The following is a 26,429-nucleotide window of genomic DNA, read 5'->3' as shown; positions in this document are numbered from 1 at the left end:
CTGCCTGCCCTGATCGGCTCAGCCCGAGACCACGTCCATGCGGAGGAATTCGCTGATGCGGAGCAGCCTGGGTGGGCGTGCCACGTCATCGGAGAGTGCCTGGAAGGCCTCGGATTCCCCGACGAGGCGTGCGGCGGCGAGTTCCACCTCCCGCCCGTCGACGAGGAGCCTCGCGCTGTCGGCCGCCAGGACGTTGCGCACCCAGTCCGAGCGCGATCCGTACACAAGAACGAACAGGTAGCCGCCGTCGACGGGATACGCATCGAGCGGGGTGCGATACGTGGCGCCGGAGGTGCGACCGACGTGGGTCAGCACCGGCCACTTCCCGCCCGCGATCGCGCGCGGGTTGAACACCCGCTTGTTGATGTGGCCCCACCACCTCGGCATGGGCATCGGAATCTCCTTTCCTCGCCGGACTCGGGCTCGTCACCGGCCGAGAGAACTTACAGATGTAAGGCTGACTTACGCCTGTAAGCTTGTCAACACCGACCCGCAGCCAGGAGCCCCCTTGTCACCACCGCCACGGCAACCACTCAGCCGAGATCGCGTGTTGGAGGCCGCGATCCGGGTCGCGGATCGCGGTGGCGCCCCGGCGATCACGATGCGCCGGGTGGCGCAGGAGCTCGGCGTGGAGGCGATGTCGCTCTACCACCACGTACCGAACAAGGACGCGATCCTCGACGGTGTGGTCGACGCGGTGTTCGCGGCGATCGAGCTGCCCGACGCCGAGTGCGACGACTGGCGCGACGCGATCCGGGCACGCGCTCGCTCGGCGCGCACGGTCCTGTCGCGGCACAGTTGGGCCCTCGGCCTCATGGACTCCCGTCGCAACCCGGGGCCTGCGACGCTGCGCCACCACGATGCCGTCCTCGGCGTTCTCCGGGAGGCGGGGTTCCCGCTGCCGATGGCCGCGCACGCCGTCTCGCTCGTCGACAGCTACATCGGTGGGTTCGTCCTCCAGGAGGCGAACCTGCCGGTGACGACGCCGCACGACGTCGAGGAGGTGGCTGGCAGCATCCTCGAGCAGCTGCCCGCGGCCGAGTTGCCCTACCTCACGGAGATGATCGTCGACCACGCCCTGCAGCCGGGCTACGACCACACGAGCGAGTTCGGCTATGGCCTGGACCTGATCCTGGACGCGCTCGAAGCTCGGAGGTAGGGCCCGGACACCCGCCGTGTCGGGCGGTCGGAACCGGCGTCGCCGCTCTCGCGTCCAACACGTATGGGACTGGTGGAGTACTCGTTCGGTACCGGTGAGGGGGCGCCGCGGGACTGGGTGTCCGAGGCGGATCTGGACCTCGGCGGCATCGGGGCGCCGGACGCGGTGAGCCTCGACTTCGACGGCGACGGCCTGTTCGACGACGCGATGTGGGACAGCGACGGGGACGGCGGTGCGGATCGTTCGGTGCTGGACGTCGGCGAGGAGGGTCGGTACTTCGAGGACGCCTCGGGCGCGGGGGTCTGGGATCTGGAGGTCCCGCCGCCCGCCGCCGAGGCCGGGCACGGGCTGCGCTGGACGGACGCGGGGGGCGTGGAGCGGACGGTGCCGGGCGGCGAGGACGGGCGGCCGGTGGAGGTCGACCTCGACCTCGACGGCGCCCCGGACGTCGCGGTGATCGACACCGACGGGGATTCGCTGGTGGACGTCAGCCTGGTGCGGGCGGGACGGGCAGGCCCCTATGCCGCGGTCGAGGTCGACGAGCGGTCCGACGGGGCGGCGGACGTGACGCTGTCCGATACGGACGGCGACGGCCGACTGGACACCGTCGACCGCGGTCCCGGCTGATCGTGGGCGGGCCGGGCGCTCAGCGCGGCGCCCGGCGCAGCGAGTTCGCCGCCACCGCCGCCAGGCCGAGCCCGTACGCCGCGGCCCCGGCGAAGACGAGTCCCGGTGAGCGTCCGTCGGGGGCGATCACCGTCGCCGCGGCCGCGAGCGCGCCGATGAACGCCATGTTGAACACGGTGTCCTGCAACGCGAACACCTGCCCGCGCCGGGCGTCGTCGATGTCGATCTGCATCGCCGCGTCCCCGGTGAGCTTGATGGTCTGGCCGGCGAGGCCGAGCAGGAACGCGCCGATCAGCAACACCGGCTGGGTGAGCACGGAGATCACCCCCAGTTGCACGGCGGTGGCGAACACGAGTGCGCACACGACGGTCGGGGACCTGCCGATGCGCGGGATGAGAAACGGGGTGACGGCCGCGGCGACCAGCATGCCCACCGCCGCGGCGCCGACCGCGACCCCGAATCCGGCGAACCCGCCCGGCAGCGCACCCGCCGCCGAGGTGTCCCGCAGGACCAGCACCATGATCAGGGTGTTGATCCCGAACACGATGCGGTGCACACCGATTCCGATCATCGCGGTGGTGACGCCGGGGGCGCGCCACACCGCGGTGGCGCCGGTGCGCAGACCGGCCAGCACAGCCAGGACGGCGTCGAGGCCCCTCGGACCCGCACCGGTGAGTTCGCCGGTCGGTCCGAGGCGGTGCGCGGCGAAGCCCGCCGCGGCGAGCGCCCCGACCGCGGACCCGGCCGAGGCGACGGCGACCGCGAGGCCGGAGCCGCGGTCCCCCTCGCCGAGCACTCCGATGATCGCGACCGCCGCCCCAGCCCCCGCGGCGGCGACGCCGGCTCCCGCGGTAGCGAGCACGGAATTCGTTGACACCAGCCAGGATTGGCGCACCACATGGGGAAGGGACGCCGAGACCCCTGCCAGCACGAACCGGCTGACCCCGACCGCGGCGAGCGCGAGCAGCAGCAGCGGAGTCTGCGGTCCGCCGGTCACGAGCACGGCCGCTGCCGCCAGGATCAGGCCGCCGCGCAGCAGGTTCGCCCACATGAGGACCGCGCGCCGGTCCCATCGGTCGAGCAGGGCGCCCGCGAAGGGGCCGACAAGTGAGTAGGGCAGCAGCAGCACCGCGAACCCCGCGGCGATCGCGATGGGGTCGGTCTCCCGTTCGGGATTGAACAGGATCGCGCCGCCGAGCGCGGCCTGGAACAGCCCGTCGCCGAACTGGCTCGCGAACCGGATGGTGGTGAGTCGGCCGAGCCCGGGCGACCGGCGCAGCGCGGCGCGCAGTCCGCCGTTCCCGCGCGTCGGGTCGGTCGGGGTCGGATCGGGTGGCGTCGGCTCCCCCGGCGTCGCGCTTCCCGGCGTCGAGTTCACCACCAGGTGACCCTATCGCGGCGCGGGCGCGAGCTCCCGTGCGCGCCACCATGCGACGGTGGCGGCGGCCGCCTCCGCCAGCGGCGTCGGCGCCATCCCGAGCAGCCGCTCGCTGCGGCCCGAGTCCAGCACGAACGGTCGCTCGAACTGGTACAGCATCTCGGCCAGTTCGCGGCTGTCGCGGTGCACGAGTCCGGCGCCGCGCAGCAGCCAGCCCGGCAGCACGCCGGTCTTCGGGTCCGGTACCCCCGCCGCCGCGGCGTAGGCGTGCACCAGGGCGCGCTGGGTGAGCGCGGGCCCGGTCGGCGCGTGCAGGACCGAGTTCCACAGCGAGGGGTCGGCTGCCGCGCCGATCATGGCAGCGGCGAGGTCGGGCACGTAGGTGAACGAGTGTGGGGTGTCGAGGTAGCCCATGACGCGAACGGTCTTGCCCGCCAAGATGATCGGCACCATTCGTTCGCCCGCGTGTGCCATCAGCACCCGCGGACCGAAGAAATCGGAGGCGGCCACGCTGACGGTGGCGGTATCCGAGGCCTCGCGCTGGCGCAGCAGCTCGGTGCGGACGCCGAGCTTGCCGTCGCGGGCCTCGCGCGGCGTGTCCTCGGTGATGGGTCCGTCGACCCGTCCGTAGGAGTACAGGCTCTCCGGGAACACCACGACGGCCCCGGCCCGCCCCGCGGCGTCGAGCACGGCCCGCTCGGTGGAGGGCAGCTCGCGCCGCCAGGCCTCGGCGGAGTAGGCCGAGCCGTGGGTGCAGTGGAACACCGCGGCGGCGCCCTCCAGTGCGGCGTCCAGCGCGCCCGGCACGGAGACGTCGACGCGGAGCCGCTCCACATTGGGGTGCTCGGGTCCGGAGCCGGACCTGGTCAGCACGCGGACCCGATGTCCCTGCGTCGCCAGCTGGTCGGCGACCGTCCATCCGACGGGCCCCGCGCCGGTCACTACCTGCACTGTCGACATCGCAATCACTCCTGGGTGTGGTTTCGGACTTTCGAGAGCACTGCTCTCGAAACAAGAATGCGCCGCTTCGAGGGGAATGTCAAGAGCACTGCTCTCTTTTGTTGACAGTGCTCACTGAAGCGGTCAGGCTGGGGCGGTGACCGGAACCCCGCGCGAACGCGCACGCGAGCAGACCCTGGCCGACATCACCCGGATCGGACGGGTGCATCTGGCCAGGGACGGGGCGGCGGCGCTGTCGCTGCGGGCGGTCGCAAGGGATCTCGGGGTGGTCTCGTCGGCGGTGTACCGGTACGTCAAGAGTCGCGACGAACTGCTCACGCTGCTGGTCGTGGAGGGGTACACCGAGCTGGGTGACGCGGTCGACGTTGCCGTGGCGTCCGCGCCGGCAGGCGATCCGCGCGCCCGGTTGCACGCTCTCGGGCACGCCGTGCGGGACTGGGCGCTGGCCGAGCCTGCGTGCTACGGGCTGCTGTTCGGCAGTCCGGTGCCGGGCTACCAGGCGCCGGCCGAGCGCACCACCGGGCCGGGCACCCGCGTGATCGGAGCGCTGGTGAAGATCTTCGACGAGGCCGGACGTTCCGGCGAACTCGCTGTCCCGCAGACGATCCCGATGGGAGCGCCGTTGCGGGAGAACCTGAGGGCGATCCGCACGGAGATGGGGCTGGAGCTGCCGGAGGAGGCGCTGGCGCGGGGTGTGCTCGCCTGGTCCTCGCTGTTCGGCGCGGTGAACTTCGAGGTGTTCGGTCAGTACGGGGCGGACACCTTCACGGACCCGCGGGCACTGTTCGAACACCACCTGTCGGTGCTGGACGAGATGGTCGGGCTCGCCCCGCAGGTGTGAGGCGGCGCGTTACCCGGCACGAGTGTCGTCCGCCGGTGCGATGATTATCCGGTGGACCACGCAGAAGAACCCGAGGACCGGATGGCGTCGACCGAACCGATCGTGCGCCCGGGCAGTCTGCTGATCTCCTCGACCGAGCTCACCGAACCGGCCTTCCGTCGCACCGTCGTCTACGTCATCGAGCACAACGACGCGGGCAGCCTTGGCGTCGTGATCAACCGGCCGAGCGAGACCGCGGTGCACACGGTGCTGCCCCAGTGGACGGAACTGTGCGCCAATCCGCGGGCGCTGTTCATCGGCGGCCCCGTGAAGCGGGACTCGGCGCTGTGCCTGGCCACGCTGCGTACCGGGGCGAACATCGACGGGGTGTCCGGGGTGCGGCGGGTGGACGGCCGGGTGGTCATGGTCGACCTCGATTCCGATCCGGAAGCCGTCGGCCCGCTCATCGAGGGCGTGCGGGTCTTCGCCGGGTACTCGGGCTGGACGATGGGACAGCTGGACTCGGAGTTGCAGCGTGACGACTGGACCGTGCTGTCCGCGTTGCCGTCCGACGTGATCGGCCCGCCGCGGGTCGACCTCTGGGCGCACGTACTGCGCCGCCAGCCCCTCCCCCTCGCTCTGCTCGCGACGCACCCGATCGACGTCGACAGGAACTGACCGGCCCGCTCGGTTCACCGACCCGGCGCCGAGGCCGCGGGCTCCTGGTCCTGGCGGCGGGCGAACCGCTGCGCCAGAGCGGCGCAGACGATCAGCTGGATCTGATGGAAGATCATCAGCGGCAACACGATCAGGCCGACCGGCTGCCCGGCGAAGAGCACCGAGGCCATCGGTAGCCCGGTCGCGAGCGACTTCTTGGACCCACAGAAGAGGATCACGATCCGGTCCGGCAGCGAGAACCCGAGCGCGCGCCCGGCGAAGGCCGTCACCCCGAGCACCGTCGCGAGGATCGCGCAGCAGACCACGACCAGCGCCAGCACCCGCCAGGCGGAGAGCCCGGCCCAAGCGTGCTCGTTCATGCCCGCGCTGAATGCGGAGTACACCACCAGCAGAATCGAGCCGCGGTCGACGATCTTGGTCGGTGCGGCGTGCCGCTGCAGCCAGCCCGTCACCCACGGCCGGATCAGCTGACCGATGATGAACGGCAGCAGCAGCTGCACCACGATGTCGACGATCGAGGACGCGTCGACGGTCGCCTCGCCTGTGGTGTTCATCAGCAGGATCACCAGCAGCGGGGTGATGAACACCCCGATCAGATTCGAGAACGACGCGCTGACGACCGCCCCCGCGACGTTGCCGCGGGCGATCGAGGTGAACGCGATGGAGGACTGGACCGTCGAGGGCACCAGGCACATGTAGAGCACCCCGGTGTACAGCTCGTCGGTCAGGACCGTGGGTGCCAGTACCCGCAGCGCGAGCCCGATGAGCGGGAACAGCAGGTAGGTGGACGCCAGCACCACGGTGTGCAGCCGCCAGTGCTTGAGCCCTTCGAGCGCCTCGCGCGGGTGCAGCCTGGCGCCGTAGAGCAGGAACAGCAGCGCGATCGCGATCTTGGTGGCCCAGTCCAGCACCGTCTGCCCGCCGCCGGAGGCAGGGAAGATGCTGGCCACGACGGCCACCACGATGATCGACAGGATGAACCCGTCGATGTAGAACCTGCTCAAGAACTTCACATCGGCAACGGTAATCCGCTGCTCAGATATCGTGAAAGTCGATCACAATGATAATTCGCATCGCAAATCGTGATAAGTATGGCTGATGCTGGATCCGGTGCTGCTGCGCAGCTTTCTCGCCGTGGAGCGTCGCGGCGGGTTCACCGCAGCCGCGCACCAGCTCGGCCTGCGTCAGTCCACCGTCAGCGGACACGTGGCCCGGCTGGAGAAGTCGATCGGTCGGGAGCTGTTCCGGCGCGACACCCGCAACCTGGAACTGACCGCGGACGGGTCAGCGATGCTTGGCTTCGCGCGCACCATCCTGGACGCGTCGCAGCAGGCAGAGAGCTATTTCGCGGAGTCCGAGCTGTCCGGGGTGCTGCGCTTCGGCGCCTCCGACGACCTGGTCGCGGCCGAGCTGCCGGAGGTGCTGCTCGAGTTCCGGCGCAGCCACCCGCGCATCGATCTGGAGCTGACCGTCGGTCTCAGCGAGAATCTCGGCGCCAAGTTGGCAGCGGGCGAGCTCGACATCGTGTTCGGGATGCGCAGGCCGGGCGAGCAGCACGGCGAGCTGGTGTGGCGCGACCGCCTGGTGTGGGCCGGATCCCACGGCGCGGAACCGGTGGAGGGGCCGGTGCCGCTCGTCACCTACCCGCCGCCGAGCATCACCCGCCGCGCCGCGATGGAGGCACTCGAGCGGGCCGGACTGGTGTGGCGCACCACCTGTGTCACCGACAGCCTGCTCGGCCTGCGCGCGGCCGTGCTCGCCGGACTCGGGTACATCGTGCACTCGGAGTCGTTGTTGCCGGACGGCTTGGTCCCGCTGCCCGACGGCGCCCTCCCCGACCCCGGTGACGCCGACTTCGTGCTGATGCGCCGGTCCCGGCCTGCCTCCAAGCCGGAGGCGGCGCTGACCGCCGCGATCCTGGCCAACGAGCGACGGCTGCGTCGGAGTTGAGCCGTCGACGCCCCGGCGCCGCGGGGGGCGTCAGCGATCGGCCAGCCGCCGGTCCGCGAGGGCGTTCAGCGCGCCGGCCATCTCCTCGGCTCGTGGCGTGGTCACCGTCAGCCGTTGCCCGTTCGCCGCGGTGAAGACCACCGCGGGCCCGGTCGTGGTGACCACCCCGTAGTTGCCGCGGCCCTTGAGGCGCAGGCCCCAGCCGCCGAAGTCCCTGGACGGGTTCACCTCCTCGACGTTCGCCCCGACCAGCTCCTCGACCCCGTACCCGACCGCGGTCATGCCCATGTTGTGCACCCACAGCCCCGTCTCGTCGAGGGTGACCCGGAAGCGCAGCAGCCCGACCATCAGCAGGGAGACCGGCAGGAAGGCCGCCAGCGGCCACCACGAGCCCGCCCGCGCGCAGAGCAGGCCGGTGATCGCCGCGCCGGTCCCGAGCAGCACGGCCGCGGTCGCGGGCCCGAGCCCGAGCCGCACGGTGATCGGCAGGTCAAGCGGCCCGCGGGGCAGCCGCGGGTCCGGCGGCAGGGTCGCCGCGGATCGTTCGCGATGGTCGCGCAGCGTCGACGCCCCGATGATGCCGACGGCGGCGCCCGCCACCATCCCGAGCCCGATCCACGTCATCGGCAGCGCCACGTCAACGGCGGATGCGAGGTCGAGTTGCGCGGCGAGCAGCGCGATCCACAGGGTGAGCACCAGCCCGACCACGGTCAGGCCGACGATCAGCATCGCGCGGCGCGTCATCAGCATCGCGCCCGCGAGCGCGGCGATCGCGCTGGCACCGCACCCGACGAGCAGGATCACGATCACCATGGTCGCGGCGAGCGAGCTGGGCGTGCTGAAGCCGTCCGGGCCGCTCCCCGCCCAGTGCGTGGCGACGGTGTCGGGCAGGCGGGGGGACCACAGCCGGGTCAGCGTCAGGCCGACGGCGACCGCGAGCGCGGGCACACCGATCCCGAACAGGACACCGGCCGGATCGAAGGTCCGGGAATTGCTCATGGGCGCCGATTCAACCAGGCGCCCGCGCGACGACCCGCTCAGCTGGGCAGGCAGGCGCCCTTGAGGGCGCAGGACCCGCAGGAGTCCATCCCGCAGTCCGCGGCGGCCGCGGCGTCGGCAGCGTTGTCGGCGGACTCCGTGGACTCCGGCTCGGCGGGGCTGCCGCACCCGCAGTCGTGGCCACAGCCCCCGGCCGGGGCGGCCGCGGCGGCGGCCCTTGCTCCCATGGATCCGCCGTACCCGGCGGTGACCAGGGCCGCGACCAGGGCGACGGGGACGGTGAGGAGTCCGCCGGCCGTGCCGAAGGCGAGAGCGCCGACACCGCCGATGACCAGCAACAATGCGGCAGCGGCCATGGTGGGCGCGGCGATGCGGTTGGCGAGGCGGAAGGCGTCGTCGCTGGCGAGGGCCTCGGGGGTGGTGACCCCGGCCCAGCGGTTGCGCGGCAGCCGGCCGGTGATCCCGGCGACCGCCACCACGCCGATGGCGAGGGCGACTACGAACAGCACGGTTGCGACGATGACCACGGGACCAGGGTACGGCGGGGACCGATGACCGGGACTATTCGGGTGACACCTTAGGCTGGTCGACGGTAATCCATGCCCGAGAACCAGCGCTGAGACACCGAGCCCAGCGCAGAGTAGATAGCGAAACACGTGACCGAGCCAGTGCAGCAGCCAGCGGACGACGCCACCCCTCAGCACCGATACACCGCGGAGCTCGCGGGTCGGATCGAGCGGCGGTGGCAGGAGCTGTGGAGCGAGCGCGGCACCTTCAACGCGCCGAACCCGGTCGGCGACCTCGCCGGGGAGCTGCCCGCGGACAAGCTCTTCGTCCAGGACATGTTCCCGTACCCCTCCGGCTCCGGCCTGCACGTCGGGCACCCGCTCGGCTACATCGCCACCGACGTGTTCGCGCGCTACCACCGCATGCACGGACACAACGTGCTGCACACCCTCGGATACGACGCCTTCGGCCTGCCCGCCGAGCAGTACGCGGTGCAGACCGGCACCCACCCGCGCACCACCACCGAGTCGAACATCGAGAACATGAAGCGGCAGCTGCGCCGCCTCGGGCTCGGCCACGACGAGCGGCGCTCGCTGGCCACCACCGATGTGGGCTTCTACCACTGGACGCAGTGGATCTTCCTGCAGATCTTCAACGCCTGGTACGACGCCGACCTCAAGCGGGCCCGCCCCATCGCGGAGCTCGAGGCGGAGTTCGAGTCCGGTGCCCGTACCGCTCCGGACGGCCGGTCCTGGTCCGCGCTCGACGTGGGTGAGCGCCGCACGGTGATCGATTCGTATCGCCTTGTCTACCGGTCGGATTCGATGGTCAACTGGTGCCCCGGGCTCGGCACCGTGCTGGCCAACGAGGAGGTCACCGCGGACGGCCGCAGCGACCGCGGCAACTTCCCGGTGTTCCGCAAGCACCTGCAGCAGTGGATGATGCGGATCACCGCGTACTCGGATCGCCTCGTCGACGACCTCGAGTTCCTGGACTGGCCGGACAAGGTCAAGGCCATGCAGCGCAACTGGATCGGACGCTCGCACGGCGCCCAGGTCCGGTTCGGTGTCGACCCCGCGGTCGACGACGTCGCGATCGAGGTCTTCACCACCCGCCCCGACACCCTGTTCGGCGCCACCTACGTCACCCTCGCCCCCGAGCACGAGTTGGTCGATCGGCTGGTATCGGGCTCGTACGCCGACGACGTGGATCCCCGCTGGACCGGCGGCGCCGCCACCCCGGCCGAGGCCGTCGCCGCCTACCGCGCCTCCATCGCCGCGAAGACGGACCTGGAGCGGCAGGAGAACAAGGAGAAGACCGGCGTCTTCCTCGGCGAGTATGCGGTGAATCCCGTCAACGGGCACCGGCTTCCGATCTTCATCGCCGACTACGTGCTCACCGGATACGGCACCGGCGCGATCATGGCGGTGCCAGGGCACGACCAGCGCGACTGGGAGTTCGCGACCAGCTTCGGCCTCGACATCGTCGAGGTCATCGCGGGCGGCGACATCGCCGAGGCCGCCTTCACGGGCGACGGTCCGCTGGTGAACTCGGACTACCTGGACGGCCTCGGCGTCGCGGAGGCCAAGGCCGCCATCACCGCGCGCCTGGAGGCGGACGGCACCGGCAAGGGCACCATCCAGTACAAGCTGAGGGACTGGCTGTTCGCCCGTCAGCGTTACTGGGGCGAGCCCTTCCCGATCGTGTACGGCGCGGACGGCGTCGCGCACCCGCTGCCGGAATCGATGCTGCCGGTGGAACTCCCGGAGGTCGAGGACTACGCACCGGTCTCCTTCGACCCGAACGACGAGAACTCCGAGCCGTCCCCTCCGCTGGCGAAGGCAACCGACTGGGTGAACGTCGAGCTCGATCTCGGCGACGGTCTGCAGAGCTACCACCGCGACACCAACGTGATGCCGCAGTGGGCGGGCAGCTCCTGGTACCAGCTGCGCTACATCGACCCGACCAACAACGACGAGTTCTGCGCCAAGGAGAACGAGCAGTACTGGATGGGTCCGCGGCCCGAGCTGCACGGCCCGAACGACCCGGGCGGCGTCGACCTGTACGTCGGCGGCGTCGAGCACGCGGTGCTGCACCTGCTGTACTCGCGGTTCTGGCACAAGGTCCTCTTCGACCTCGGGTACGTGAGCTCGAGCGAACCGTATCGCCGTCTCTACAACCAGGGCTACATCCAGGCCTACGCCTACACCGACTCCCGGGGCGTCTACGTGCCCGCGGAGGAGGTCACCGAGCGCGACGGCAAGTTCTTCCACGGCGACGAGCCCGTCCACCGCGAGCACGGCAAGATGGGCAAGTCCCTGAAGAATTCCGTTGCGCCGGACGAGATCTGCGAGGAGTACGGCGCGGACACCCTGCGCGTGTACGAGATGTCGATGGGGCCGCTGGACACCTCACGTCCGTGGGCGACCAAGGACGTCGTCGGGTCGCACCGGTTCCTGCAGCGCGTCTGGCGCACGGTCGTCGACGAGGAGACCGGCGAGCTCCGGGTCACCGACGAGGTGCCGACCGACGACACCCTGCGCGCGCTGAACAAGACGATCGACGGCGTCAACGCGGACTACGCCGCGCTGCGCGACAACACCGCGGCGGCCAAGCTGATCGAGCTGAACAACCACCTGACCAAGGAGTACCCGAACGGGGCGCCGCGGTCGGCGGTCGAGCCGCTGGTGTTGATGCTCGGTCCGCTGGCCCCGCACCTCGCCGAGGAGCTGTGGTCCCGGCTCGGGCACGAGACCTCGCTGGCGCACGGCCCGTTCCCGCTGGCCGAGGACAAGTGGCTGGTCGACGACACCGTCGAGTACCCGATCCAGGTCAACGGCAAGCTGCGCAGCCGGCTCACCGTGGCCGCCGATGCCGACCCGAAGTCCATCGAGGCAGCGGCACTGGCCGACGAGAAGATCGTCGCCCTCCTGGAGGGCAATGCGCCCCGCAAGGTGATCGTGGTGCCGGGCAAGATGGTCAACATCGTCAAGTAGGCAGCTCCGCTGCCCGTGCGCGGTTAGCGGGTCTCTGCACCCGCTAACCGCGCACAGGGGCGAAGCCCCTCAGCACTCGGTTGGTGCCGGCTCCCCGTGTAGCCGTGCGTCGACCCAGTCGAAGGCCCCGGGATTCCCCGTGAGTTCGCCGAGGATGTGTTCGCCGGGTACCTGCCGGTACAACGCGCGCACGCCGTAGCCGCACTGCTCGTCGTACAGGTTGCGTGAGCCGAGTGCCGGGACCCAGAACTCCTGACCACCGCTGTAGATGTACAGCGGGGTGCCGGACTTACGGTCCGCCATCTTCATTTTCGTGTAGATGTCATGTGCGACAGGTGAATCCAGCGCCTGCTTCACATTCGCGAGCGCCTCGGCCGGTATCCCGAAGACGCCGGCGAGGGCGAGGGTGTTTGCGCACTGGTCCTTGATGGACGTGATGCTCAGCCGCTGTCCGAGAGTGTTGATCAGCGGGAGGATCTCGGGATTCTCCCTCGTGATCCCGAACACCGCCGCGAGGAACAGTCCACCGGCGAGGTTGCCGTTCATGGTGCGTCCGAGCATCTCGAAGTCGGCGGGTATGCCGCCGAGCGCGGCGCCGACGATATCGCCTGCCAGTTCGGGCGCGTACGAGTCGATCAGCTTGACCGCGCCGTGCGTCGCGATCGAACCGCCGGAGTAGCCCATCATGGCGAGCTTGCTGGCGCCGAACTCGGCGGGGAACACGGCACGCATGCCGCGGATGGTGTCGAGGATCGCGTGCCCGGCGACGAAGGGTTCGGCGTACGCCATCCGGGGACCCTCGTGGTCGGGGATGAGTACCGCATAGCCGCGCTCCTCGGCCTTGGTGGTGACGGGCCGGAGCAGCTCGAGGAGGTTCTCCGACGGCGTGATTCCGTTGCCGAGGGTGTGGCCAGGGGTGCAGCTGCGCCCGAGGCCGTTGATCGGCACGTTGTTGACCAGGACCGGTCGCGGTCCCGGGCCGGGCCATGGCGTGGCGGGCACGACGAGAGTCGCGGTCGCGAACGAGGGCGCACCCGCCGAGTCGGTGCTCTTGACCTTGATCTGGCGCACCTCCCGCACCGGCCCGCGCAGGAGCGCTCGGGCGGCAGGCGTCACATCGCGGGTCTCGATGACCTGGCCGTTGGCCATGCCGGGCAGTCCGGGCGGGTACACGTCGAAGAACGGGTCCCCGAGCGGTTTGGGCATCATCTCGGCGCGCAGCGTCTCGAGGGGCGGCGGATCCAGATCCGGCCCCGGGATCACCGAGCCGACCACTCCGGGAATCGCGGACCCCAGCGGCGACCCCGCGGCGGAGCCGGTCCCGAGAGAGCCGGTGATCAGCGTCGTTCCGTTCAAGGGTGTGCCGTCCGACGCGGTGCCGTCTGTCAGCGACCCGGTGCCGATCGACCCTTCACCTCCGGCGCTGCCGGTGGATTGTGCGACGGCGGTGCCGACCGACGTGCCACCCCCGACCGCGACAGTGACCGCAATGGCGGCCACACACATTCGTACCCAGAAACCCCCGTGCTGGATAGGCATGCGCGGCACGGTAACACCGGATTGCAGCGGCCCGAACGACTTTCGGAGGCCACGGTTACCACATCGTGAGCTGTGGTCTACCCAATCCGGACGAACCGGGCGCCGTGCCGGTCCGATACGGCCCCTCGTTCCATGGAATCCCGTCGGCATCGCCGGTACCCTCGCAACTAGAACAGGTTCTAACAACGAAGGGCACGACATGGCGGCATCACGCGAAGACATCCTGAACACCATCGAGAGCTACGTGAAGTCGGTGGCGGGCGGCACCGTCGACGACGTCCTGGCGCTGTACGCGCCCGGCGCCACCGTCGAGGATCCGGTTGGCACCGACCCGCGGACCACCGAGGAGTCGATCCGCGAGTTCTACGGCATCATCGAGCCGCTCGAGCAGACCGCCGAGCTCGGCGTCGTGAAGATCGCAGCAGGCACGGCCGCCTTCAACTTCAGCCTCACCACCCACCTGGGCGAGCAGAAGGTCGAGATCTCGGTCATCGACGTGATGACCTTCGACGACGACGCCAAGATCACCTCCATGAAGGCGATCTGGGGTCCGGAGGACATGGTCACCCGCTGACCGATCGCCCGGGTTCGGCCTGGAGGTCATACCCAGGTCGGACCCGGGATCAGCTCGAGGCCTGACGACAGCGGGCCGTCGCCGCAATACGTTCGGATCGCAAGACATCACCAGGCGACCGAAAGCATGCGATGACCCAGATCTTGTCCCCGGCCGAGGCCCCGCCCACTCCCCGCTCACTCCCCCGGATAGTGGGCGTGGACATTGCGCGGGGTCTCGCCGTGCTCGGCATGATCGCCGTGCACACCACCAGCGCCGAACAGATCGGCGAGTTCGCCCACTTCGCGCTCAGCGGCCGCGCCTCGATCCTCTTCGCGGTGCTGGCCGGGGTGTCGCTGACGCTCACCACCGGCGGAACCCGTCCGCCGGAGCGGCTGGGCGCCGCGCGCAGGTCCATCGCCGCGCGCGCTCTCGCGCTGTTCGTCCTCGGCCTCGTCCTCACCCAGCTCGGTTCCCCGGCGCTGGTCATCCTCACGACGTACGCGGTGCTGTTCCTGATCGCGCTGCCGCTGCTTCGGCTGAGCTGGCAGCGGTTGGCCCTCGCCGCGGCCGTCGCCGCCGTCGCGGGTCCACTGCTCTCGTTCGCCATCAGGTCGCGGATGACGAGCCCCGACGTAGCCGGCGAGAGCGCGCGGTTCGAGATGCTCACCTCGATCGACGGGGTCCGGCACCTCGGCTCGGTGATCCTGCTCGAGGGCACCTACCCGGTGCTCACGTGGGTACCGTTCCTGCTGGCTGGCATGGCGATCGGCCGCTGGGGCCTGCGTCGCGAGCGGGTTGGAGCCGTCCTGGTCGCTCTCGGCTCGACTTTGGCGGTGCTCGGGCTTGGCGGGTCCTGGGTGGCGCTGAACCTGTTCGGCGGGAAGGACGCCCTGGTGGCGTTCCTGGACAAATCGATGCCGGGCGAGGGCGTGCAGATGCTTTCGTTCATGCTCCGTTCCTCGGGCCCTGGCGTCGTCGGCACCGACCCCTGGCAGTGGATGCTCACCAGCACCCCGCACAGCGGAACCGTGTTCGAGGTCGTCGGCTCGGGTGGGATCGCGATCGCGGTCCTCGGGCTGAGCCTGCTCGCGGCGGGGATCGCCCCGCGCCTTCTCACGCCGCTGGCCGCGCTCGGATCGATGCCACTGACGATCTACGCCGGGCACATCGTCGTGCTGGTGCTGGTGCTGCGCAGCGAATCGTTCACCTATTCGTGGGCGCTCCCGGTCTCGTTCCTGGTGGTGCCGTTGGTCTTCGCGACGATGTGGCGGCGCTACCTCGGGCGGGGTCCGCTCGAATGGGCGCTGAACAAGATCGGGGCGGGCGCCGCCCGGCTGGGTTCCCGCCCCGCGGTCAGCTAGCGCGCGCGAATGCCGGACCGGGCCATTCGTGGTTCCCATCACAGCAGGCTCTCGACGTGATGCGTCTTACAGTCTAGGCTGACCGACCGATGGGTCAGTCAGCCTGTTCCCCCGTGGAGCGGTTCACCCCCTGTCCCAATGAACCGAACCCACGAAAGGAGCGTCGTCGTGCACTCCAACATCTCCCTCGGCGACACCGCGCAGCCGACCGGCGGCACCGGCGAAGCATCGGATCTCGCACGGCCAGGCTGGAATTGGCGTCTGGCCCTGTCGCTCGCCGCGCTCGTCGCAGTGCTGGAAGTGGCCGCGCTCAGCTACCCCTTGGTCGGGATGGCGATCCCCGACATCGCTACCCACTTCCACACCACGCAGGACGGTTGGATCATGACGGCGTTCGTGATCGTCGGCGCGGCCGCGTCGCCCATGATCGGCAAACTCGCCGATCTGCACGGCACGCGGCAGGTGCTGCTGAGCTGCATCGTGTTGTCCGGGATCGGGGCCCTCCTGTGCGCAGTCGCGACGAACTACGGGACGTTCCTCGTCGGCCGGTGCCTGTCGGGCCTGATGGTGCCGTGTCTGTTCCTGAGCTACTCGCTGATTCGAGATGTGTTCCCGCCCAGCACCGTTGCGCTGGCGGCATCGATCGCCACATCAGCCGTCGGGCTGGCACTCGTCCCCGCCCCGTTCCTGACCGAATGGCTGGTCGGCGACCACGAGTTCCGTGGCCTGTTCTGGTTCATGGGGCTGGCGCTGGGTGCATTGGCCATCGCGGTGGTGCTCACCACACCCGAATCACCGGTGCGGTTGCGCGCACGAGTCGGCGTGCTGGGCGCATCGGTGCTCGGCACCGGTATCGCCGGTCTGCTCGGTGGGGTCTCCCAGGGGCCGGTGGTGGGATGGACCGCCGCGGTCACCCTCGCCTTGCTCGGCACCGGTATCGCCGCGATCGCCATCTGGGTCGTGACCGCGGCGGCAACCCGAGACGCGTTGATCGACATCAGGCTGTGGCGCCGGCGGCCGGTGTTGCTGACCGCGCTGGCGGCAGGGTGCATCTACGCTGTGACGAGCCTGTATTCGATGCTGTTGCCGATGCTGACCAGGACCCCGGCAATGCTCGGACTCGGCTACGGATTCGGTGTCGATGAACAGGGCGCGGCGGCCTTCCAGGTTCCGATCGGTGTGATGGGCGTGCTGGGCGGCATCGTCGTCGGTGTCCTGGTCGGTCGCCACGTCGCCTCGCCGGGACTGTTGATCTCACTCGGAATGGTCTCGGCCGCAATCGGGTGCACCGTGACGGCCTACGCCCACGACAACGAGCTCCTGCTGATGATCCTCGCGGGTGCGGTCGGCCTGGGGTCCGGGCTGGCGTACGCGGCGACACCGAATCTGGTGTTCCTGGCGGTGCCGCCGGAGCTGCAGGCGTCGACTTCGGCACTGGTCGGCATGTTCCAGACCGTGGTGCCCGCGATCGCGCCGATTCTCGCGTTCGCCGTGATGGACGGCTCACACGTCGCTCAATTGCCCCCGATGATCACGAGCATGCTCAATGGCGCAACCGTCTACACCGACGACGGATTCACGGTGGGATTCCTGATCGCCGCCGCCATCGCCCTTGTCGGGTTGTGCGCCGCCGTGCTCGTTCCCCGCAGGATCGTCCAGGTCGATGTCGACTCGATCGTCGACATGGGACAACCTGTGGGACAGGGGAAGTGACGTGGTGTCAGTCCTGATTCGGTGCGAAATCGCGACGCAGGAGGGTGGTGAGCATCCGCACCGCCGCCACCATGTCCAGGGACTCGTCGCGTAACCAGAGTTCGGTCAGGCCGGTGAACGCGCCGACCAGTAGCAGCGCAGTGGCCTCCGCGTCGACGTCGGCGCGGAGGTCCCCGGCCTCGACGCTCTGCTCGATCACCCGGGCGAGGTTGCTCCGGTACGTTCGGATGCGCTCATCGGACCACTCGTGCGCAACCTCGGGGGCGTCCGCCGAACCGAACAGCGCCAGATGGCTCAGCCGGGCGAGCTCACGGTTGCCCTCGTTGCGCATCGCCAGCCCATCGAGGATGTCGAGCGCCCGCACTGCCGCGGGCCCCTCGAAGGCACGATCCACCTCCACGGCGTCGAATGCCTGCTGATCGCGTTCGGCGAGCACGGCCGACAGCAGAGCTTCCTTGCTGGGGAAATGATGCAGCACCCCGGACCGGGTGATGCCCGCGGCCGCGGCGACTGCCGCCAGCGAGGTCCCGCGGTATCCGTTCTCGGCGAACAGGGTCATGGCGGCGGCGAGGATCTGGCTGCGCCGCGCTGCCCCTGTCTGCTCGGCATCGCGTGTTCTCGCCATTCGCCCTCACACCTGCCAACGGGTTCCGTCCCGACCGATCGCTCCGGTCGCCAGGCTACTGCCCGGTCAGGCGGCGCGGGCGAAGGTGGCCCAGGCGCGGGCCGCGACACGTCCACCCTGCCCGGTGGCGGTGAGGACCACGTCGACGCGCGCCTCCCCGTCGGCCGTGTACTCCTGCACCACCTCGCCCGAGCACGACAGCGTCTCGTCGGCCGCGACCGCGGTCACCAGGCGGGTGCGGAATCGTCGCACCGACTCCGGGCCGAGCCAGTCGGTTGCGTAGTTGGCGAGCTGCCCGACCACCGCGGTGTCGCCGCCCGCGCCCTGCGTCCACGCGTCGGCGATCAACCGGCCGTCGGCGTCGCGGTACTCGGTGATCCGGTCGTGCTCGCCGTCGCGCACGGTCACGGTCAGCTGGTCACCGGCGCGCGGCGGTGCGCCGAAGAAGCGGCAGTCGCGTTCCGACGGGACGTCGTGGGCGCCCGCGATCGAATCGGTTCCGCACAGGTAGGTCGGAGGCACCACCGGGCGCTCGGCGTCGCGGTACGCGGCGTGGGTGGAGTGGGTGGCCTCCGCGAACTCGAGGATCTTGCCGCGCTCCAGGTCGACGGTGACGCCGGTGAACGGCGACCCCACCGTGCTCGTTGCGGTTGTGGTGATCATCGATCCGCACCTCCTTCGATCAGTTCGGATACCGCGACGGTAGGTCCGCGCGAGGGCCGGCCGGCGTCCTCTTCCCGCTGATCGGGAGGCTGCGGGCACCGGCTTGCTGGGCGGGGGCGAAATCGTCCCGGTCAGCGGGAAGGCCCCATGAACTCGCATGCCGATGCCCCGAATTATGAGGCTCATCACATCAGTGCGTGACTCGGGCGCGTTTGTCTCGAGCGTGAGAGAAGAGGTAGCGATGGCGCTGCAATCCAAGTCCGACGCCGACGAGGTCAGGATGATCGAGGCGGCGGCGGCCCCTACCCGGTTCGCCCGTGGCTGGCACTGCCTCGGCCTGCTGAAGTCGTTCCAGGACGGAAAGCCGCACGAGATCAAGGCCTTCGGCACCTCGCTGGTGGTCTTCCAGTCGGAGTCGGACGGCAAGCTCAACGTGCTCGACGCCTACTGCAGGCACATGGGCGGCAACCTCGCCCAGGGCACCGTCAAGGGTGACTCCATCGCCTGCCCGTTCCACGACTGGCGCTGGGGCGGCAACGGCAAGTGCACGGGCATCCCCTACGCCCGCCGCGTTCCCCCGCTCGCGCGCACCCGCAGCTGGCCGACGCTCGAGCGCAACGGTCAGCTCTACGTGTGGCACGACCCGCAGGGCAGCAAGCCGACCGACGACGTGACGATCCCCGAGATCGAGGGCTTCGGCTCCGACGAGTGGACCGCCCTGACCTGGAACTCCATGTTGATCGAGGGCTCGCACTGCCGCGAGATCGTCGACAACGTCGTGGACATGGCGCACTTCTTCTACGTGCACTACTCGTTCCCGCGGTTCTTCAAGAACGTCTTCGAGGGCCACGTCGCCACCCAGTACATGCGGTCGACCCCGCGCCACGACATCTCCGTCGGCACCAGCTACGACGATCCGAACTCCACCCTCCGATCGGACGCCTCGTACTTCGGCCCGTCCTACATGCTCGACTGGCTGTGGAGCGATGCCCAGGGCATGACGATCGAGACGGTGCTCGTCAACTGCCACTACCCGGTCGACGAGAACTCCTTCGTGCTGCAGTACGGCGCGATGGTCAAGAAGCCCAAGGGCATGTCGGACGAGGCGGCCGAGGGCATGGCGAAGCAGTTCGCCGAGGGCGTCGAGATGGGCTTCGAGCAGGACGTCAAGATCTGGAAGAACAAGGCGCCCATCGACAATCCGTTGCTGTCCGAGGAGGACGGCCCGGTGTACCAGCTGCGCCGTTGGTACAAGCAGTTCTACGTCGACGTCGAGGACGTCACCGAGGACATGACCAAGCGCTTCGAGTTCGAGATCGACACCGACCGCGCCGTGCAGAGCTGGGAGGCGGAGGTCGCCGAGAACATCGCCAACGGCGTCGTCCCCGTCCAGGCCAACGCCTGACACATCCGCCCGACCTGCCCACGATCTACCGATAGACAAGAAGGAACACCACGATGACCAACAAGGCACTCGACAATCTCTTCGAGATCGCGGATCAGATCCGCGATCAGGCGACCGAGGCGGAGCGGATCGGTCGGCTTCCCGACGAGACTGCGAAGCTGCTCAAGGCCGCAGGCCCGATCAAGCAGCTGCAGCCGAAGCAGTACGGCGGATTCGAGTCGCACCCGCGCGCCTTCTCCGAGACCGTGATGAAGGCGGCTTCGCTCGACCCGGCCACCGGCTGGGTGTGCGGCATCGTCGGTGTGCACCCGTGGCAGCTGGCATTCGCGGACCCGAAGGTGCAGGAGGAGATCTGGGGCGCGGACGACAACACCTGGGTCGCCTCCCCCTACGCCCCGACCGGGATCGCCAAGCCGGTCGACGGCGGATACATCTTCAACGGTCGCTGGCAGTTCTCCTCCGGCACCGACCACTGTGACTGGATCTTCCTCGGCGCCATGGAGGGCGACAAGGACGGCAACATGGCGCTGCCGCCGCGGATGCTGCACATGATCCTGCCGCGCAAGGACTACGAGATCGTCGAGGATTCCTGGAACGTCGTCGGCCTCAAGGGAACCGGGTCCAAGGACATCATCGTGCGGGACGCCTTCGTGCCGTCCTACCGGGTGATGGACGGCGACGAGGTGATCAACGGGACCGCGCAGAAGAACGCCGGCATGACCGAGACCCTGTACAAGATGCCGTGGTCCACCATGTTCCCGCTCGGCATCTCCTCCGCGGTCGTCGGCATCGCCGAGGGCGCGCTGGCTGCGCACCTCGACTACCAGCGTGACCGGGTCGGTGCACAGGGCACCGCGGTCAAGGACGACCCGTACGTGCTCTTCGCGATCGGCGAGGCCGCCGCGGACATCAACGCCGCCCGCCAGGAACTGCTGGCCAACGTCGACAAGATGTGGGACATCGTCGAGTCCGGCAAGGAGGTCTCCTTCGAGGACCGCGCCGCCGGTCGTCGCACCCAGGTGCGTGCCGCCTGGCGCGCGGTCGGTGCCGTCGACCAGATCTTCGCCCGCTCCGGTGGCAACGCGCTGCGCATGGACAAGCCGCTGCAGCGGTACTGGCGTGACGCGCACGCAGGCCTGGCCCACGCCATCCACGTGCCCAGCACCGTCTACCACGCCTCCGCGGTGAGCTCGCTCGGTCTCGATCCGGCCGACAACCTCAAGTCGATGATCTGATCCGGTCCCGCACAGCACTGAAAACATAAGAAGGACATCACATGACTGACATCAAGGGCTTGGGCTACATCAAGGTCCAGACCAACGACATGGAGCGCTGGCGCAAGTTCGCCTTCGACGTGCTCGGCTTCGCCGAGGGCTCCGGTCCGGACGAGAACGCCATCTACCTGCGGATGGACGAGCGCGCCGCGCGCATCGTCATCGTGCCGGGTGACACCGACGAGGTCGTCACCATCGGCTGGGAGGTGCGCGACCACGCCGCCCTGGTTCGCGTGCAGGAGGCTGTCGAGGCCGCGGGCATCGCCGTCAAGCCGCTCTCGCTGGAGGAGGCCGACGCCCGCCGGGTCGAGGAGGTCATCACCTTCCAGGATCCGACCGGCGCCACCCTCGAGATCTTCCACGGCGCGGTCCTCGACCACAGCCCGGTCGTCACTCCGTTCGGTGCCAAGTTCGTCACGGGCGCACAGGGTCTCGGCCACGTGGTGCTTCCGGTGATGGACATCAACGGCGCCTTCGCCTTCTACACCGAGGTGCTCGGCTTCCTGTCGCGCGGCGCCTTCCGCATCCCGGCTCCGCCGGAGTTCGGCCCGATGCGGGTGCGCTTCATGGGCGTCAACGAGCGCCACCACAGCCTGGCGCTGTGCCCCGCACCGCACGGCGGTGCCCCCGGCCTGGTCCACATCATGGTCGAGGTCGACACCCTCGATGCGGTCGGCCAGGCGCTCGACCGCGTCGTCAAGGACGGCTTCTCGGTCTCCTCGACCCTGGGCAGGCACACCAACGACAAGATGGTCTCGTTCTACGTTCGCGCTCCCGGAGGCTGGGACATCGAATTCGGAACCGAGGGCATGCGGGTAGACGAGAAGTACTACTCCGCGGAGGAGATCACCGCCGACAGCTACTGGGGCCACGACTGGTCCGGCAGCGAGCCCCTGGCGGCGATGTAACAACAGCCCACCCACCTTCGCGCGCGGTTTCCACCGCCGGCGTACGCACCCGCGTTCGCCGGCACTGGAGCCGCGCGCGAGGTGTATCCAGACCCGTTCACGAAAGGAACCCGATGACCAGCAACACCACGACGGTCCGGCCGCGGCCGGCCGTCGAGATCACACAGTGGGACCACGAGGCCGATGTGGTGGTGGCCGGCTACGGCGTCGCGGGCGCGTCCGCGGCCGTGGCCGCGGCCCAGGAGGGCGCCGACGTGCTGGTGCTCGAACGCACCGGCGGCTGGGGCGGCGCGGCCGCGATGGCAGGCGGATTCATCTATCTCGGCGGTGGCACCCCGCTCCAGAAGGCTTGTGGATTCGAGGATTCCGCGGAGAACATGAAGGCGTTCATGACCGAGGCACTCGGCCCCGGCGTCGATGCCGAGAAGATCGACGCCTACTGCGAGGGCAGCGTCGACCACTACAACTGGCTGGTCGAGTGCGGCGTCCCGTTCAAGGCGAGTTTCTGGGGCGAGCCGGGTTGGGAGCCGCCGGGCGACGACGGGCTGCAGTACACCGGCGGCGAGAACGCCGCCCCGTTCAGCGCGACCATCCCGCCCGCGCCGCGCGGGCACGTGCCGCAGATGGCGGACAAACAGTCCGGCGGCGAGAAGGGCGGCGGCTTCATGCTGATGAAGCCGCTCACCGACACGTCGGCGGCCCTCGGCGTGCGTTCCGTGTACGACACCCGCGCGCAGACCCTGGTCACCGACGAGTCCGGCCGGGTGGTCGGCGTCGTGGCGACCCAGTACGGGAAGGAGATCACCATCCGGGCGCGTCGCGGCGTGGTGCTCGCCACCGGCAGCTTCGCCTACAACGACCGGATGGTCGAGGCCTACGCGCCGCGGCTGGTGGGCCGCCCGGCCGCCTCCATCGAGGAGCACGACGGCAAGGCAATCCAGATGGCGCAGGCCCTCGGCGCCGATCTGGCGCACATGGACGCCACCGAGGTGGCGTTCTTCTGCGACCCGCAGCTGTTCATCCGCGGGATCCTGGTCAACGGGCGAGGTCAGCGCTACATCAACGAGGACACCTACCCCGGCCGGGTCGGGCAGGCCACGCTGATCGAGAACCAGAACCAGTCGTTCCTGGTGATCGACGAGGCTGCGTACGAGGAGGCGCAGGCCACGCCGACGGCCACCCCGTTCCTGCGGCACCAGCCGAGCTGGGTGTGCGAGACGGTCGAGGAGCTCGAGGCGGAGATGGGGCTGCCCGAGGGCACCCTGCAGACCACCGTCGAGGTCTACAACAAGCACGCCGCGAAGGGCGCGGACCCGGTGCTCGGCAAGAAGTCCGAATGGGTCAGGCCGATCGGGTCGCCGGTCGCCGCGATCGACCTGCGCGGGTTCACCGGCGGGTTCACCCTCGGCGGTCTGCGCACCAGCGTCGAGTCGGAGGTCCTGCACGTCTCCGGCGAGCCGATTCCGGGGCTGTACGCGGCAGGCCGGTGCACCGCCGGCGTCTCCGCGGGCGGCTACGCGAGCGGTGCTTCGCTGGGCGACGGAAGTTTTTTCGGGCGTCGCGCGGGCCGATCCGCGGCCAAGGGATGATCCCACTGAGCGGTCAATAACTGCAGGTCAGGCATATCGGGCCCCGGGTCGAGTCAATCGATCCGGGGCCCTTCGCCGTCTCGTGACCCAAAACGAACCACTCGGTCGTGTGTGACAGCCGACACAAGCCCGTGCTATCAATAGTCATATTCCTAATCGAAACACCCCGGTCGGACCCCCAGCCGATCGGCGCACCAACCCGGCGCCCAGCCGCCAAGCACTCCCGGAGGACCCCATGACAACTTTGGTCGACGCCAGCACCCCGAGCGCCGTACTCGATCGCGTCTCGCTCGTTCTGGATGCCTTCGACGGACCCGGCCGGCTGACGCTCGCTCAGGTCGTTCGGCGCACCGGGCTGCCGCGCTCCTCGGCGCACCGGATGCTCGAGCGGCTCGTCCACCTCCGCTGGCTGCGCAGGCAGGGTCGCGACTACGAGCTGGGCATGCGCCTGGTCGAGCTCGGCTCCCTCGCGGTGCACCAGGACCGGATGCACCGGGCCGCGCTGCCGTTCCTGCACGAGCTGCACCGGGTGACCGGCCACGTCGTCCACCTGGCGATCCTCGACGGGCCCGATGTCGTGTACCTCGAGAAGATCGGTGGCCGGATGGCCGCCGCTATCCCGACCCGGGTCGGCGGCCGCTACCCCGCGCACTGCACCGGGGTCGGCAAGGCGATCCTCGGGTTCGCGGGCGAGGCCCAGCTCGCGGCGCTCGACGGCGACCTCCTCAGCCGCAAGACCAAGTACTCCATCTCCACGGGGGCCCAGCTCCGCACCGAGCTGGCCAAGGTGCGTGAGCAGGGCATCGCCTACGAGCGCGAGGAGTCGCTGCCCGGGTTCGGCTGCGTGGCAGCCCCGATCGGGAACATCGGCGAGGCGGTTGCGGCCGTCTCGATCTGCGGTCCGGTCTCCCAGATGAAGCTCGACCACCGGCTCGCCGCACCCGTGCGGATGACCGCGCTGGGAATCTGGCGCAACATCGAGGGCGGCCCGGTCCGGGTCCAGCCGACCCTGCAGCAGCAACCGCGTCCCATCCTCGGCGGGCCGTCGGCTCACCGCGCCCGCCCTGCGGCGGCGCCGACCGATCTGCAGTACGCATGACCGTCGACGCCGAGGTGGCGGCGATCCTCGACGCGCTGAACGCCGGATTCCCGAAAGTCGAGACCATGGCAGGCGCGCAGGCGCGCGCCGCGATCCGAGCCAGGCTCGTGCTGCCCGATCAGCCGGAGCCGGTCGCGGAGGTCATCGAGCGCGTGGTTCCCGGACCAGGCTCGGACCTGCCGGTCCGGATCTACCGGCCCGCGGTCACCTCCGATGCGGATGTACCGATCGTCGTGTTCGCGCACGGCGGCGGGTTCGTGTTCTGCGATCTGGACACCCACGACGGGATCTGCCGGGCGATGGCCAACGGCGTCGGGGCGATCGTGGTGTCGGTCGACTACCGGCTGGCCCCGGAGTCGCGGTGGCCTGCCGCCGCCGAGGACGTCTACGCCGTGGTGGCGTGGGTGGCCGAGCACGGGCAGGAACTCGGTGGTGACACCGGCCGGATCGTGGTCGCCGGGGACAGCGCAGGCGGCAACCTGGCCGCGGTGACCGCGCTCATCGCCCGCGACCGCGGCGGCCCGGCCCTCGCGGCGCAGCTGCTGCTGTACCCGGTGATCGCCGCGGACTTCGAGACCGATTCCTACCGGGAGTTCGCGACCGGTTACTTCAACACCAGGGCCGCGATGCAGTGGTACTGGGACCAGTACGTCGCGGTCGAGGACCGGGATCACCCCCATGCCTCTCCCCTGCGCGCGGAACTCGCCGGGCTGCCGCCCGCCGTGGTGGTCACCGCGGGCTGCGACCCGCTCTGTTCGGAGGGTGACGCCTATGCGAAGGCCCTTGCCGCCGAGGGTGTTCCGGTCAACCATCGTCGATACGACGGCGCGATTCACGGGTTCATGACGATGGGCATGCTGGCCCTGGCACGCACCGCGCAGAAGCAGGCGTGGGCGGATCTGCGCGAACTCCTCGACCCGGCCCGCTAGGGCTCACTCCAGGTCGGGGTTCTCCGACTCGGTCTCGACCTCCACCTGGCGCCAGGCGCCGGGGGTCGGCTTCGGGAAGCCGGCGTCGTCGCCGTCCTTGACCTGGGCGATGACGGCGTCGGCCTTGTCGATGTCGGCGATCAGCTGCTCGGCCAGATCGCGCTCGGCGGCGTAGTACCGCTCGGCCCACCGCAGCACGATCTGGGAGTACGCCCATGCCGGTTCCTTGTCGGCGCCGGAGGCATCGGCCGCGGCGCGCCGCTCCATCTTCGACACGTACTCGATGTGCTCGCGGAGGATCTCCTTGAGCCGTTCCGGCTTGTTCAGGTGTCCGAGCCAGATGCGAAGCATCACACCGTGTTTGAGGATGGGCGGGTCGATCGGCGCCTCGTTGGACCAGCGCCCGACCGCGGCGGTACCCGCCTCGGTGATCTTGTAGAGACGGCGGCCGCGAACGCCGTTGTCGTGCTGCACCCGGGAGGTGACGAAGCCGTGCTTCTCGAGCTTCTTCAGCTCCGTGTAGACCTGGCTGAACGACGGGCTCCAATAGAAGAACTTGATGCTCCAGTCGGCCCACTTCTTGAGCTCGTAGCCGGACAGCTCCTCGTCGAACGCGAGCATGCCGAGTACAGCCCAGCTCGTCGCGGGCAGGTTGGGTAGATCAGACTCGGAGGCCGGTTCGGTCGGTGCCACC

At 69.7% G+C, this 26,429-nt stretch carries 25 protein-coding genes; 15 read left to right on the top strand and 10 right to left on the bottom strand.

What is annotated here, in order from left to right; all coding sequences use genetic code 11:
* Window positions 1-18: 18 nt before the first annotated feature.
* Window positions 19-393, bottom strand: a complete 375-nt coding sequence (locus tag RM1_RS17700) for a nitroreductase family deazaflavin-dependent oxidoreductase (protein ID WP_072753044.1) — start codon at window positions 391-393, stop codon at window positions 19-21.
* Between the two features lie 115 nt (window positions 394-508).
* On the opposite strand from RM1_RS17700, the gene RM1_RS17695 reads away from it, so the two are divergent.
* Together RM1_RS17695 and RM1_RS17690 are read left to right on the top strand one after the other, a co-directional pair.
* Complete coding sequence (locus tag RM1_RS17695; RefSeq protein WP_072753043.1) at window positions 509-1,159, top strand: TetR/AcrR family transcriptional regulator; 651 nt, start codon at window positions 509-511, stop codon at window positions 1,157-1,159.
* A gap of 63 nt (window positions 1,160-1,222) precedes the next feature.
* Window positions 1,223-1,786 (top strand): hypothetical protein, encoded by a 564-nt coding sequence (locus tag RM1_RS17690; RefSeq protein WP_083576805.1) that lies wholly within the window; start codon window positions 1,223-1,225, stop codon window positions 1,784-1,786.
* A 19-nt stretch (window positions 1,787-1,805) separates the two neighbouring features.
* On the opposite strand, the gene RM1_RS17685 is transcribed toward RM1_RS17690, so the two are convergent.
* Window positions 1,806-3,077 carry an MFS transporter gene (locus RM1_RS17685; RefSeq protein WP_072753067.1) on the bottom strand — a complete coding sequence of 424 codons (1,272 nt, stop codon included), beginning with the start codon at window positions 3,075-3,077 and terminating at the stop codon, window positions 1,806-1,808.
* A 99-nt stretch (window positions 3,078-3,176) separates the two neighbouring features.
* Window positions 3,177-4,124 (bottom strand): NAD-dependent epimerase/dehydratase family protein, encoded by a 948-nt coding sequence (locus RM1_RS17680; RefSeq protein WP_072753042.1) that lies wholly within the window; start codon window positions 4,122-4,124, stop codon window positions 3,177-3,179.
* A gap of 136 nt (window positions 4,125-4,260) precedes the next feature.
* Between RM1_RS17680 and RM1_RS17675 the strand changes: the two genes are divergently transcribed.
* Both RM1_RS17675 and RM1_RS17670 read left to right on the top strand, forming a co-directional pair.
* Window positions 4,261-4,965 (top strand): TetR/AcrR family transcriptional regulator, encoded by a 705-nt coding sequence (locus RM1_RS17675; RefSeq protein ID WP_072753041.1) that lies wholly within the window; start codon window positions 4,261-4,263, stop codon window positions 4,963-4,965.
* A gap of 51 nt (window positions 4,966-5,016) precedes the next feature.
* On the top strand, window positions 5,017-5,622 hold the full coding sequence (locus RM1_RS17670) for a YqgE/AlgH family protein (RefSeq protein ID WP_072753040.1): 606 nt from the start codon (window positions 5,017-5,019) through the stop codon (window positions 5,620-5,622).
* A gap of 14 nt (window positions 5,623-5,636) precedes the next feature.
* Here the strand turns inward: RM1_RS17670 and RM1_RS17665 are convergent, their stop codons facing one another.
* Window positions 5,637-6,635, bottom strand: a complete 999-nt coding sequence (locus tag RM1_RS17665; RefSeq protein ID WP_072753039.1) for a bile acid:sodium symporter family protein — start codon at window positions 6,633-6,635, stop codon at window positions 5,637-5,639.
* Window positions 6,636-6,720: 85 nt separating this feature from the next.
* Between RM1_RS17665 and RM1_RS17660 the strand changes: the two genes are divergently transcribed.
* The gene (locus tag RM1_RS17660; protein WP_072753038.1) at window positions 6,721-7,572 is read left to right on the top strand and encodes a LysR substrate-binding domain-containing protein; all 852 of its coding nucleotides are present in this window, start codon (window positions 6,721-6,723) and stop codon (window positions 7,570-7,572) included.
* A 30-nt stretch (window positions 7,573-7,602) separates the two neighbouring features.
* Here the strand turns inward: RM1_RS17660 and RM1_RS17655 are convergent, their stop codons facing one another.
* A complete protein-coding gene (locus RM1_RS17655) occupies window positions 7,603-8,571 on the bottom strand; it encodes a DUF1648 domain-containing protein (RefSeq protein WP_072753037.1) in 969 nt (322 codons plus the stop codon).
* A 38-nt stretch (window positions 8,572-8,609) separates the two neighbouring features.
* The gene (locus RM1_RS17650; protein ID WP_072753036.1) at window positions 8,610-9,098 is read right to left on the bottom strand and encodes an SdpI family protein; all 489 of its coding nucleotides are present in this window, start codon (window positions 9,096-9,098) and stop codon (window positions 8,610-8,612) included.
* Between the two features lie 129 nt (window positions 9,099-9,227).
* On the opposite strand from RM1_RS17650, the gene leuS reads away from it, so the two are divergent.
* Complete coding sequence (gene leuS / locus RM1_RS17645; protein WP_072753035.1) at window positions 9,228-12,074, top strand: leucine--tRNA ligase; 2,847 nt, start codon at window positions 9,228-9,230, stop codon at window positions 12,072-12,074.
* A 69-nt stretch (window positions 12,075-12,143) separates the two neighbouring features.
* On the opposite strand, the gene RM1_RS17640 is transcribed toward leuS, so the two are convergent.
* Window positions 12,144-13,613, bottom strand: coding sequence for a lipase family protein (locus RM1_RS17640; RefSeq protein ID WP_245816425.1), 1,470 nt, complete (start codon window positions 13,611-13,613; stop codon window positions 12,144-12,146).
* Between the two features lie 199 nt (window positions 13,614-13,812).
* Between RM1_RS17640 and RM1_RS17635 the strand changes: the two genes are divergently transcribed.
* The 3 genes from RM1_RS17635 to RM1_RS17625 all read left to right on the top strand — a co-directional run bounded on the left by RM1_RS17635 (window position 13,813) and on the right by RM1_RS17625 (window position 17,243).
* Entirely contained in the window at window positions 13,813-14,187 is a 375-nt protein-coding gene (locus RM1_RS17635) for a nuclear transport factor 2 family protein (protein WP_072753033.1), read from the top strand.
* 197 nt (window positions 14,188-14,384) lie between these two features.
* On the top strand, window positions 14,385-15,530 hold the full coding sequence (locus RM1_RS17630; protein ID WP_072753066.1) for a heparan-alpha-glucosaminide N-acetyltransferase domain-containing protein: 1,146 nt from the start codon (window positions 14,385-14,387) through the stop codon (window positions 15,528-15,530).
* A gap of 168 nt (window positions 15,531-15,698) precedes the next feature.
* Window positions 15,699-17,243 (top strand): MFS transporter, encoded by a 1,545-nt coding sequence (locus RM1_RS17625; RefSeq protein WP_245816424.1) that lies wholly within the window; start codon window positions 15,699-15,701, stop codon window positions 17,241-17,243.
* A 7-nt stretch (window positions 17,244-17,250) separates the two neighbouring features.
* Here RM1_RS17625 and RM1_RS17620 read toward each other — a convergent pair whose 3' ends face one another.
* Window positions 17,251-17,868 (bottom strand): TetR family transcriptional regulator, encoded by a 618-nt coding sequence (locus RM1_RS17620; RefSeq protein WP_072753032.1) that lies wholly within the window; start codon window positions 17,866-17,868, stop codon window positions 17,251-17,253.
* Window positions 17,869-17,934: 66 nt separating this feature from the next.
* Entirely contained in the window at window positions 17,935-18,531 is a 597-nt protein-coding gene (locus RM1_RS26880) for an FAS1-like dehydratase domain-containing protein (protein ID WP_072753031.1), read from the bottom strand.
* A 241-nt stretch (window positions 18,532-18,772) separates the two neighbouring features.
* Between RM1_RS26880 and RM1_RS17610 the strand changes: the two genes are divergently transcribed.
* From RM1_RS17610 to lipP1, 6 genes are all read left to right on the top strand, one after another.
* Complete coding sequence (locus RM1_RS17610) at window positions 18,773-19,936, top strand: 3-ketosteroid-9-alpha-monooxygenase, oxygenase component (protein ID WP_072753030.1); 1,164 nt, start codon at window positions 18,773-18,775, stop codon at window positions 19,934-19,936.
* Between the two features lie 53 nt (window positions 19,937-19,989).
* The gene (locus tag RM1_RS17605) at window positions 19,990-21,171 is read left to right on the top strand and encodes an acyl-CoA dehydrogenase family protein (protein WP_072753029.1); all 1,182 of its coding nucleotides are present in this window, start codon (window positions 19,990-19,992) and stop codon (window positions 21,169-21,171) included.
* 41 nt (window positions 21,172-21,212) lie between these two features.
* Complete coding sequence (bphC, locus tag RM1_RS17600; protein ID WP_027502207.1) at window positions 21,213-22,118, top strand: biphenyl-2,3-diol 1,2-dioxygenase; 906 nt, start codon at window positions 21,213-21,215, stop codon at window positions 22,116-22,118.
* 113 nt (window positions 22,119-22,231) lie between these two features.
* Window positions 22,232-23,707, top strand: a complete 1,476-nt coding sequence (locus RM1_RS17595; RefSeq protein ID WP_072753028.1) for an FAD-dependent oxidoreductase — start codon at window positions 22,232-22,234, stop codon at window positions 23,705-23,707.
* 235 nt (window positions 23,708-23,942) lie between these two features.
* On the top strand, window positions 23,943-24,806 hold the full coding sequence (locus RM1_RS17590) for an IclR family transcriptional regulator (RefSeq protein ID WP_072753027.1): 864 nt from the start codon (window positions 23,943-23,945) through the stop codon (window positions 24,804-24,806).
* Window positions 24,803-25,735: a LipP1 family hormone-sensitive lipase gene (gene lipP1 / locus RM1_RS17585; protein ID WP_072753026.1), complete on the top strand. Its 933-nt coding sequence runs from the start codon at window positions 24,803-24,805 to the stop codon at window positions 25,733-25,735. Before RM1_RS17590 ends, lipP1 begins: the two co-directional genes overlap by 4 nt.
* A 3-nt stretch (window positions 25,736-25,738) precedes the next feature.
* On the opposite strand, the gene RM1_RS17580 is transcribed toward lipP1, so the two are convergent.
* Window positions 25,739-26,356 (bottom strand): PadR family transcriptional regulator, encoded by a 618-nt coding sequence (locus RM1_RS17580; protein WP_081830560.1) that lies wholly within the window; start codon window positions 26,354-26,356, stop codon window positions 25,739-25,741.
* Between the last annotated feature and the right edge of the window lie 73 nt (window positions 26,357-26,429).

Source organism: Rhodococcus maanshanensis NBRC 100610, assembly GCF_001894865.1.
Taxonomy (GTDB): domain Bacteria; phylum Actinomycetota; class Actinomycetes; order Mycobacteriales; family Mycobacteriaceae; genus Rhodococcus_G; species Rhodococcus_G maanshanensis.
The sequence above is the reverse complement of the archived record's forward strand: the minus strand, read 5'-3'. Positions and strand labels throughout refer to the sequence as shown.